The following is a 10,993-nucleotide window of genomic DNA, read 5'->3' as shown; positions in this document are numbered from 1 at the left end:
ACCTTTATTATTACAGCCTCCTGATATGGAAACCGCCGTCCACGTTTATAATTTCCCCTGTTGAATATGGAAAATATCCAAGTACGATTGATTCTACTGCTTTGGCAACATCTTCCGGCTGCCCCCATCTGGGCATTGGTAAAAGGCCTTCTGCGATGAGCCTGTCATATTTTTCCCTGACCGGAACTGTCATATCGGTTGAAATTATTCCCGGCCTTACCTCGAACACGCCTATATTATCCATTGCAAGCCGGGCTGCATAAAGCTGCGTCATCATGGACATGCCTGCCTTGCTGATGCAGTAGTCGGCCCGGTTTGTGCTGACAGTGTATGAAGAAATGGAAGCGATGTTGATGATATAAGAGCGCCCGGACCTTTCTTTCATCAAAGGAACAAGTGCGGACGAAAGCAGCATGGGGCCTATCAGGTTGACCTGAAATACGTCAAGAATATCCTTTTCATCAAGTGCAAGGATATCTTTTCTGCCGGATGTTGTCCTGCCTGCATTATTTACAAGGACATCCAGACCTCCCTCTTTTCTAAGGGCTTCAATTATCTCTTTCCGTGTCTCTTCCCGGGCAATGTCGCCGCTCACATAGATGCATCCGCCTGAGATTGATTTAAGCTCTGAAACAAGTCCGGATGCTTCATCAGCCGCCCTCCTGCCGTTTATGATCACATGATGGCCCAGTTTTGCGAGCGTCAATGCCACGGCCCTGCCAATACCTGCCGTTGAACCGGTTACAAGTGCGGTCTTTTTCTCAGTCATTTAATATACTCCATAATTGTCCTTATGATTATTCCACTGTCTCACCTTCGATAAGCTCGCCCTCGACCTCCAGCCTCAGTGTCCTGTTCGTTTTATTTACAATGTTATCCTTAAGCCATCTGGCTGCGTAAAACCCCATTTCATAGGTCGAAAGACTCACTGTGGTGATGAGAGGCCTGAAAAGCTTTCTCATGGGTGAATCGTCAAAACCGGTTATCGCTATATCTCCGGGCACCGTTTTCCCCAGCCTGTTTATCTCAGAGATAAGCCTTATTGCAAAATTATCGTTAAAACACATTACTGCATCGCATTTTTTTAAATAGAAGCGGGCATCGGCATCACTGATACCGTCGATACCTTTTACATTTCTGATAAATGCAATGTTAAACAACCCGGACTCCATCATGGCTGAAGAATATCCTCTGAGCCTGTCATTATTTACGGGATTATCCGGGTATCCCAGGTAGCCGATCGATTTTTTGCCCTTTGATATCAGGAATCCGGCAAGCTTCAGCATGCCCTTGAAATTGTTACAGGAGACATAGTTCCCCTCGGTTCTGTTCAGAAAAACGTAAGGTATCTCTTTCAGATCTAGCATTTCCAGAAGAGCTTTCCGTGCAGAACCGAAGGCAAAAATAACGCCGTCCGCATATATGTCTTTTTTGAGCATTTTTTCCGAGAGCGCGTTATAGCCCGTTACCTCGACCGTTTTCCAGTCTCCGTCAAATACGCTGTTTATCGAGGACATCAATTCTGTCATGGCAAAAAACGGGTTTGCAGAGGTCTGATCCGTATCGGGTATGACTATGAGAATTCTAAGCTGCGTCCTGGACAAATGCCTTTTTCTTCTTCTGTGAGAAAAGTCATGTCCCTGAAGGGATTCTATCACTTTCTGCCGGACATCACCTGAAATGCCCGGTGCATTGTTAAGAACCCGGGATACGGTACTGGCCGACACACCGCACCTGGCAGCAATATCGGCAAGGGTCAGTACCGGACGATCTTTCATTTATCCTCCCTGTCAAGCAGACAGAATACATTCTTCATTGATTTTAAAAGTTTTGAACATCCGCCGCACAACCTGCACCATTTGATTGAACCGGGGTCTTCGGCAAGCTTGAGAGGAAAAAGCGGGTCGGCCATATTCTGGCGGCCGAAACCCGCAAGATCCGTATAGCCCTTTCCGATGTTCTCGCCAGCCAGACATGCTGAAGCGCTTGAGCCGGTGGAATATGCCGATCCGATTACGGACGTATCCGGAAAGTTCTCTTTAATAACTTTCGCATACCGGAAATGAGAGTACATATTGAATATGCCGTCTTCGCCCGGACGGGTAAGCTTTGGGGTTATTGAAGGTATGCCTGCCGACACATTTATATAATCTGCCCCGGCCCTTACGATAAAGCCGGTCGTTTCGATGATATCACCCGGGTCTTCGATTAACTCTTCCGGTGATGAAGTACCGCATCCGCCCCTTATGCCCTCGTAGAATGAAATGCGGGAACCCATGATGAGGCCGGGATAATCTCTTTTTACTTCTTTTATTATATCGCAGATCAGTCTTGCACGGTTCATGGCATCTCCGCCATAAATATCCTGCCTTCTGTTATTGGGCCTCAGCATCTCGCCCAGGAGATAACCGTGGCATGCCTTTATGTCCACACCATCGGCGCCTGCCTCATGGGCAAGCCCGCAGGCTTCGACAAATGCATCCTTAATCTTTTCTATATCGGATGTTGTCAGTTCAGGTATGTCGTCATCACAACTGCTGCACACACAGGCCTTCTTCGAAGGATCATGAGCAACGCGGCCCGCATGCGTAAGCTGTAGCATGATGAGGGCCTTATCATCATGACCCTTGAACTCCTGAACAAGCCTGCTGAATCCCGCAAGATTTTCCCGTGACATGACAAGTCCGTGATTCCTGGCCAGTGAATCGCCGGTTACCGATGTTGCCTCGATAAAGACAATGCCCCATTTGCCACTGGCAAGCCTGTTGTAGCGCGAGAGTATCCTTTCGCTTACTCTACCGCCCGGATCCGAAGTGTTGATCTCCATCGCCTGAGCCACAAGCCTGTTACGTACAGACACGTCCCCCAAGCGAAACGGTTTGAATATATTCTCCATTACATTTTCCATGATGGATGCAATTATAGCAAATTAAATTATTTGTTGCATGCAATTTTTGCAATTTCTTTTCCTTTTGACAAATCCGTTTTATCCCCTTAACTTGTTGATTCGAATTTCAGGAGGTAACCATGAGCGAAAACTATACTTTCTATAAGATTATCAAAGAAGCCCCTTTAGCGTGGGTCTATCTGAACAGGCCCGAGAAGAAAAACGCAATGGGACCTGCTGCCTGGACCGAAATCATCCCGATATTTGATGACCTCGACAGGGATGATTCCATCCGCTGCGTCATAATCGCGGGTGAAGGCAAGGACTTTACGGCGGGCATAGACCTCATGGCCATGGGTAACGAAGTGCCGGGCCTTAAGGACTGGGACATGAGACCCGCTACGAAGATCAAACTCTTTAAGAGCATTTTTCCGCTGCAGGACACCATGAGCTGCATTGAAAAGTGCAGCAAGCCCGTGATCTGCGCATTACACGGCTACTGCATAGGCGCAGGACTCGACATGGCCAGCGCATGCGACATAAGGCTGGCCTCAGAAGACGCCAGAATGTCGGTGCGCGAGGCGGCGGTCGCCATAGTTGCTGATGTCGGAAGCCTTCAGAGGCTCCCTCACATAATCGGCCAGGGTTATACTCGCGAGCTTACCTACACGGCCAAATATTTTGATGCGGCGCGTGCTAAAGAGATGCACCTCGTAAACGATGTCTATCCAGATAAGGAATCTCTCCTTGCAGCAGCCAGGGAAATGGCCCTTGAAATATCCTCCTGCTCGCCTCTGGCGGTTCAGAGCGCAAAGGATGTCCTTAATTACTGTCGCGGCAAGAGCATTGCCGACGGACTGGAATACGTTGCGGCAAGGAGCTCTATGATACTTCCATCAGACGACCTCAAGGAAACGATAACCGCTATGCTTGAAAAGCGTAAACCCAAATTTTAAAAGGAAAGCTGATAATGGCAAAAGCTAAGGAAACAAAAAAATCTTTCGGACAGAGCGTAAAATGCTACCGCGAGGACAGAGGCCTCAGCATCAAGGAACTCGCCCATGAAACCGGTTACCCAGCCGACCTTCTCGAAAAGGTGGAATGCGATGAAATAACGCCTCCAGTAGCCCTTGTCCTTCAACTCAGCAGGACGCTCAAAGTGGATGTCAACACACTTGACGATGCAGCCCAGAAGGCATCCAACCGCGTTAAAAGCCAGAAAAGACGGGCCGGTTCGTATGCCTATAACCAGCTCACAAAATCAGGCTCGGACAAACACCTGGGCGCCTACCTCGTAACGATTGAACCGAACACGGAGCATAAGGGTGTTGAATATCACCATGACGGAGAAGAATTCGTGTATGTCCTGAAGGGAAAACTCACCATCTCTGTAGGCAAGAATATCAGCAACCTGGAGAAGGGGGAATATATTCACTTCAATTCGGCCCTGCACCATGCGCTCAGCAACCCCTCGGATGAGAAGGCCGAGTTGCTTGTAGTGCTGTACATTCCATAGGCCATCCTGATGACATTCGAACTTTCAAGCGAACAGACGATGATAAGGCTCATGGCGAGGGACTTCGCCAGGAAAGAGCTCGAACCCAATGCATCCAACTGGGACAGGCAGGGAATATTTCCGATAGACGCCATAAAAAAGATGGGCGAACTCGGGCTTCTCGGCATGATGGTCCCTGCCGAATACGGGGGTTCGGGGGCCGGTGCCGTGGCATACAGCCTTGCGCTTCAGGAAATAGCCTATTCATGTGCATCAAGCGCAGTCACCATGTCGGTTGCCAACCTTTCGACCGAACCCTTATTGAAATTCGGGAGCGAAGAGCAGAAAAGACGCTGGCTTACCGGACTTGCCGAAGGTTCCAGGCTTGGAGCATTCGGTCTTACCGAACCTGGTGCCGGTTCGGACCCCGGCAGCATGTCGTCAAAGGCTGTACTGAAGGGCGGCAATTACATCATAAACGGTACCAAGGTATTCATCACCCACGGAGAATATGCAGACATCATCAACCTTATTGCAAGAACAGGGCAGGACAAAGGACCTAAAGGACTATCAGCGTTTATCATTACACCGGATCTGCCGGGTTTTAAAATCGGCACAAGAGAAGACAAGCTCGGCCTGAAGGCATCCAATACAGTTGAACTTGTATTCGAGGACTGCGTCGTCCCGGCCTCGAACCTGCTCGGCAACCCCGGCGAGGGGTTTAAAGTCGCCATGAGCGCGCTGGACAGCGGTCGCGTAGGAATCGCCTCTCAGGCAACAGGCATCGCCAGGGCATGCCTTGACGAAGCAATCTCATATACAAGAGAAAGGCGCCAGTTCGGAAAGGCCATCAATTCATTCCAGGCCATACAGTTCATGATCGCGGATGCGGCAACGAGAGTCGAGGCGGCTTCATGGCTAACGCTGTCCGCAGCCTACCGGAAGGACAAAGGTCTTAAATTCACGAAAGAGTCATCAATGGCCAAACTTTTTGCATCGGAAACCGCTAACAAGGTGGCTTACATGGCACTCCAGGTACACGGCGGTTATGGATATACAAAAGACTACAAAGTGGAGAGGCTGTTCAGGGACGCAAGGGCCACAACGATATATGAGGGGACCTCCGAGATTCAGCGTATTGTTATAGCAAGAGAAATGATCAAGGAATAACAACATGTTATGACAATAAAAAATAATTTATCAAATAATTATAAAACAAATGATTTTATTGTTAAAGTTTTTGGTGCAGGCAATCCGATTATATCTTCAATGGAAGAAAAACGAGAGAACAGACGAAGAAGTACGAACAATTTACATGACCTTTATGCCAACGTAAAAATTGACAGACATAAGGTCAAGATGCCGGTTCTTGACATATCAATCGGCGGTATGGGCATTCTTATCTCTGACGGTTTCTCCTATTTCAAGGAAGGCAAGGAGCTTACCATTGAAACACTGGAGAAAGGCGGCAATGTTATTGCAGCTGATATTACAGGCAAGATTGCCTATCTGGGACCGGGGGTCCCGTCACGCGCGGGTATTGAATTTTCTCCGCAGGACACTCCCATCGAGGCTTATACAAAACTCAGGAATGTCAACGGCAAAAGCATAAGGATTATAAAAGGCAGCAACAACATTTATGATCTTTTCAGCGAGATAAAGAGATGGTCGCGCGGATTCGGCGACATGCTGATGGTCTACAAAAACAAAGCAATCCCGGCCGAATTTTTCTATCTGAGACCCGATGACAACAACATGGTTCTCAGAATAGTAAGAATTTCCGAACTGCGACTCCCGTTTGAACCTCAAGCCGGAAAGGACTACACATTCTACCTCTTCAAGGGCATCAATGTCATGATATTCACCGTCAAGGTCGTGAATATCATCAAGAACATCCTCGAGACCACCTGGCCGACCGAGGTCAGTTATATAAGCCGCCGCAGCATGGCCAGATACCTGATAACGGGAGACGAACCTCTCACGGCATCGCTTGTGCACCCGATCAACTCAAAGAAATTCCCGGTTGTAATATGGGATATAAGCATAGAAGGCATGGGGGCCGAGATTCTCGAAGAAGAAATACCTGTCATCGACGGCATGAACCTTCCCGACATTAAGATCAACCTTCCAAAGGGAGAGGTAATGGGAAAGGGAATTATACGCTCTGTCAGGACTGAGAATATCCTTCAGAAAACTCAGCTTGGAATCGAATTCATAGACAACCCGGACAGTTTCAGAGACAAGATCCTCGAGTTCATACTGGACAAGAATCTGCTGTCGGATGAGATGCTGAAAGGCAAAGCCTGATCCCGTAAGCATTTTAAAACTTTCTTTGATTCGGGCTCATCTTCGATACTCCAATCTTCGCAATGCAGAAAACTGCCGGTTGTGCCGAAATGCTTAATTTCATATATTTAAATATACCCGTTTCGAATCCTCGTACTCTATATCGATTATCTGTAGTACTTGAAGAACGAACAACACGATTAAAGGAGGACTAAATGAACGGCAAAGAAGGTAAAATTGATATGCACGTGCATTACCTGCCTTATGCCTATCGAGAGGCGCTGCTCAAAAACCCAGGGGCAAACCCTGACAGATTTCCAACCCCGGACTGGAATCCGGAGATGCACCTGGAGTTCATGGAGGCAATGCATATCACAACTTCCATGATTTCTGTCTCGTCGCCGCATCTAAGCTTCGCCGATGGCGTCTACGCCAGTAAAATCGCCCGCCAGTCAAATGAGGAAGGGGCAGAACTTGCGGAAAAATATCCCGGCCGGTTCGGTCTACTGGCGTCGCTCCCTCTGCCCGATGAAACCGGCAGCATTGATGAGATAGAATATGCCCTGGATGTGTTGCATGCAGACGGCTTTACCTTACCCACCAATGCGCGTGGAGTTTATCTGGGTGATCCGAAGCTTGATCCGGTTTTCGAGGTTTTGAACAAGCGCCGGGCGATTGCAGTTATCCATCCGACGACACCCGGCCTCATTCCTCCGAACGTCGCCGAACGGGCGCCAATACCCATGATGGAATTTTTCTTCGATACGACACGGACTGTAACCAATCTGATACTGAACAGGACATTGAAACGGTTTCCGGATATCAGAATCGTTGTACCGCATGCAGGAGCGTTTCTGCCGCTTCTTGCAGACAGATTGTTTGCATTCACGAACTTCATGCCTCAGGATGGAGATGTTCCGGATGTCTATGCAGAATTGAAAAACCTTTATTATGATGTGGCGGGTTTCTGCGTGCCCAGACAGCTGAGCGTGCTCCTGGGGATAACAGGCCCCGAGAACCTGCTCTACGGAAGTGATTTCCCCTACACCCCTCGTTTCGGCTGCGAAATTCTGGCGGATTTACTTGAAAAAACCGAGCTGCTCACCTACACAAACCGCCAGGACATATACCGGGGCAATGCGATCAGCCTTTTCCCGCGTCTGGCAAACTGATATCATGGAATTTTAAGGATTCCGATGTAGGTCCGGAGTTAATTTATCCGCTGTTCCCTTAACGGCCCCGGATATAGCCTTATCTCATTTCACAAGATGAAAGATCTTGGCAAGTCTGGCTCGAAGAATTATGGCTCTTACATAGGTGGGGATGAGCATAAAGATCATTGCGCCAATAACAAATCCCATTATGAGAATTTTCCAGGTCAGCAGACCCTTCCTACCCCATTGTGAAATGAAATACAATCCGCCGGGTACGTAAAGAGCGGCCGCCGTGACCACGCCGGGAGAATACTCCCTGCCAAGAATATTGGTTGAAATGTGAAGGAAGGCATTGGACAGGACCCACATGCTGCCTGATACTCCGGCCCACAAATTTCTTTTGGGATCTTTATAGTAGAGATAGCAGCCGTAGGCCAGGGCCACAAAGAACATGAAATTGCCGATTAAATTCTGGGCCCAGTTGAACTTGCCGAAATATCTATCGGCCCATTCAACAAAGCCGCAGGAAAATTCCTCGACCATATGCAAAGCGTAAACAAGGCAGAGAATAAAAATCATCTCAGGTTTCTTATCAATATTAATCAAGGTACCGTTTTTCACGACAGTCTCACCCTTTTGAAATATTCCCCGCACCGGAATGTTCATAAAAGCTGATAAGCTTTATACGCTGATTAACTGACAGAGAAATTATATCCTCTTCTGATTCTTATTATCAGTTTGAGAGTTCATCAGCTTATTTGCTGGATTGCATGCCTTATTTCCGGGCTTCAGCTCCCCTGGAGATGCTTTTTTCCGACATCCTATCCGCCTGCTGCGGGCCTTTTAATGCCTCGCTTAAATCAATTTCCACAAACCCCTTGCATGAATATATCGATTTGCTCAGACCCGTGATGCCTGTAATGAAATCCATGACAGACGGCGGGAAAAGCGCCTTTATTACGGGCAGTGCAAATACGGTCAACGGCTTGGCCACGATCATTCTGTCTTTCAAAATCCCCTTGATCACTGCATCAGCCATTGCCTCAGGTTTAAGCGCAGGCTGCCAGAAAGGCGTTTTCATGCCCTCGAACATTCCGGTATTGATAATGTAAGGGCAGACAACGGTTGTCTTGACCTTTGAATTATTATTCCTGAGTTCATTTCTGAGCGCTTCGTTCAGTCCCATCAACGCATGCTTCGTCGCACTGTAAATGCCCATGCCGGGCATGGCCAGCAGACCTGCGGCAGAAGCTATGGTCACAAGGTGGCCGTCATTTCTTTTTACCATATCGGGCACAAAGGCTTTTATCATCCAAAGGGTTCCCAGAAGATTGATCTCAACCTGCCTCAGATGCTTATCGTCTGGAAGTGTCAGTATCTCACCGGTAAATACTATACCGGCATTGTTTATAAGGATATCGATCCCGCCTGTTTCTTTATGGATGATCTCCGATGCCGCATAAACCTTTTCGCGATCGGAAATGTCAAAAGCATGGGCATATACGGTTGTTCCCTTCTTCCTGATTTCTTCAGCCGTTTTTTCGAGGCCTTCTCTGTTGACATCGCAAAGTACAAGCGATCCCCCAAGTGCGGCTATTTTTTCCGCCATCAGTTTGCCTATTCCGTGCGCCGCTCCTGTAATGAGAACCGTCTTTTTGTTGAAATCGGTCATAATAACCTCCATGAAAAAATTGAATTTTTTTATTATAATATTTTTGCATACCATTATCCAGATTTTTTATGACAGTAAATCATCATACTTGACATCAGGACATCTGCTCATCTCTTCAAAAACGAGGTTCATATGAACCATCATGAATGAAGTCCATGGGCAAAGTTCTCAATCAGAAACCCGGAATGATGGTTGTACAGAACTCCTAATGATAATCACTTTCCTATGGTGCAAATATAAAGTATATCTGGTCTTTAATGATTTAAAGGAGGATTGATTTATGACATCCATGAAATCATCAGGTTCGGGCAAATTTCCTGTTCAGTCATGCTGCTTAATTTTAATGTGCGTCACCGTGTTCATCTCAACAGGGTGCAGGAAACCCGTGTTTGAAGAGACCGATCTTTTCATAAGCGGCACAAACGGATACGACACATACAGGATACCATCCCTTATAACCACGAAGACCGGGGCATTGCTGGCCTTCTGTGAGGGGCGCAAAAACGGCCAGGAGGACAGCGGCGACATAGACCTCCTCTTTAAACGTTCCACCGATGGCGGCAAAACCTGGAGCGCTCAGAAAGTAATCTGGGACGACGGCAAAAATGTATGCGGCAACCCTTGCCCTGTGGTTGACCTTGAGACAGGAACCATCTGGCTTCTCATGACATGGAATAACGGCTCTGACAATGAAATGACCATAGACCTCGGGCTCAGCAGGGACACCCGCCGGGTTTTCATCTGTTCATCGAAGGATGACGGCCTCACATTCTCGAAACCTGTTGACATAACTTCAAGCGTAAAACCAGGTTTGTGGCGCTGGTACGCCACCGGACCCGGAAGGGGAATTCAGCTGCAGACAGGCACGAAAATGGGCCGCCTGGTTGTACCCTGCAACCATTCAACAGCCTTCCTGACATTCGGGGCCCATGTGATATTCAGTGATGATCACGGGAAAACATGGCATTACAGTGAAACAATCGGCGGCGGTGCCAATGAAAGCCAGGTCGTTGAACTCGCGGACGGCGATCTGATGATGAACATGCGCATTCAATGGCTCGGCAAGGGCTATCGTGGAATCTCCCGCAGTGAAGACGGCGGGGAAACATGGACAAAATTCGTTTATGACATGACCCTGCCCGATCCTGTCTGTCAGGCAAGCATCATACGATATTCCCTGGCTGGTAAAACAGGGCGGGACCGGCTGCTGTTTTCCAACCCGGCAACGGGCGGCCGGAACGGTATGACAGCCCGGCTCAGCTATGACGAAGGTGATACGTGGACAATATCCAAACTGATCTATTCGGGTCCTTCGGCCTATTCCTGCCTTACCGTCATGCCGGACAAATCGATCGGTCTGCTGTATGAAAAAGGCGATTACGGAACGATATCTTTAGCCCGCTTCAACCTCGCCTGGCTTACTGATTCAAAGGATTATGGCGATGCTGCTTATCCGTTCCTGATTGAAAATTAAGGCTAAAAATTAAACTTAAAAACGG

11 protein-coding genes are annotated in these 10,993 nt (G+C 48.0%); 6 read left to right on the top strand and 5 right to left on the bottom strand.

The window, feature by feature from the left end:
* Positions 1-10: 10 nt before the first annotated feature.
* From VIS94_15790 to VIS94_15780, 3 genes are read right to left on the bottom strand one after another with little or no spacing between them, the layout of a single operon-like run.
* Positions 11-769: a 3-ketoacyl-ACP reductase gene (locus VIS94_15790; protein ID HEY9162540.1), complete on the bottom strand. Its 759-nt coding sequence runs from the start codon at positions 767-769 to the stop codon at positions 11-13.
* 28 nt (positions 770-797) lie between these two features.
* Positions 798-1,778, bottom strand: a complete 981-nt coding sequence (locus VIS94_15785; GenBank protein HEY9162539.1) for a LacI family DNA-binding transcriptional regulator — start codon at positions 1,776-1,778, stop codon at positions 798-800.
* Positions 1,775-2,896: a hypothetical protein gene (locus VIS94_15780; GenBank protein HEY9162538.1), complete on the bottom strand. Its 1,122-nt coding sequence runs from the start codon at positions 2,894-2,896 to the stop codon at positions 1,775-1,777. Before VIS94_15780 ends, VIS94_15785 begins: the two co-directional genes overlap by 4 nt.
* Positions 2,897-3,027: 131 nt before the next feature.
* On the opposite strand from VIS94_15780, the gene VIS94_15775 reads away from it, so the two are divergent.
* The 5 genes from VIS94_15775 (at position 3,028) to VIS94_15755 (ending at position 7,840) form a co-directional block, all read left to right on the top strand.
* On the top strand, positions 3,028-3,843 hold the full coding sequence (locus VIS94_15775; GenBank protein HEY9162537.1) for a crotonase/enoyl-CoA hydratase family protein: 816 nt from the start codon (positions 3,028-3,030) through the stop codon (positions 3,841-3,843).
* A gap of 14 nt (positions 3,844-3,857) precedes the next feature.
* Positions 3,858-4,403, top strand: a complete 546-nt coding sequence (locus VIS94_15770) for a cupin domain-containing protein (protein HEY9162536.1) — start codon at positions 3,858-3,860, stop codon at positions 4,401-4,403.
* A gap of 9 nt (positions 4,404-4,412) precedes the next feature.
* Entirely contained in the window at positions 4,413-5,552 is a 1,140-nt protein-coding gene (locus tag VIS94_15765) for an acyl-CoA dehydrogenase family protein (GenBank protein ID HEY9162535.1), read from the top strand.
* 189 nt (positions 5,553-5,741) lie between these two features.
* A complete protein-coding gene (locus VIS94_15760; GenBank protein HEY9162534.1) occupies positions 5,742-6,689 on the top strand; it encodes a hypothetical protein in 948 nt (315 codons plus the stop codon).
* A gap of 194 nt (positions 6,690-6,883) precedes the next feature.
* The gene (locus tag VIS94_15755; GenBank protein ID HEY9162533.1) at positions 6,884-7,840 is read left to right on the top strand and encodes an amidohydrolase family protein; all 957 of its coding nucleotides are present in this window, start codon (positions 6,884-6,886) and stop codon (positions 7,838-7,840) included.
* An 84-nt stretch (positions 7,841-7,924) separates the two neighbouring features.
* Here VIS94_15755 and VIS94_15750 read toward each other — a convergent pair whose 3' ends face one another.
* Positions 7,925-8,443 (bottom strand): HXXEE domain-containing protein, encoded by a 519-nt coding sequence (locus tag VIS94_15750; protein ID HEY9162532.1) that lies wholly within the window; start codon positions 8,441-8,443, stop codon positions 7,925-7,927.
* Between the two features lie 154 nt (positions 8,444-8,597).
* Positions 8,598-9,494, bottom strand: a complete 897-nt coding sequence (locus VIS94_15745; protein HEY9162531.1) for an SDR family oxidoreductase — start codon at positions 9,492-9,494, stop codon at positions 8,598-8,600.
* A 280-nt stretch (positions 9,495-9,774) separates the two neighbouring features.
* Here VIS94_15745 and VIS94_15740 point away from each other — a divergent pair, with 280 nt between their 5' ends.
* Positions 9,775-10,968, top strand: a complete 1,194-nt coding sequence (locus tag VIS94_15740) for a sialidase family protein (GenBank protein HEY9162530.1) — start codon at positions 9,775-9,777, stop codon at positions 10,966-10,968.
* Positions 10,969-10,993 lie beyond the last annotated feature (25 nt).

The organism is Desulfomonilia bacterium (assembly GCA_036567785.1).
In the GTDB taxonomy this organism is placed as follows: Bacteria; Desulfobacterota; Desulfomonilia; order UBA1062; family UBA1062; genus DATCTV01.
Note: the sequence above shows the minus strand (reverse complement) of the source record. Positions and strands in the feature narration are given on the sequence as shown.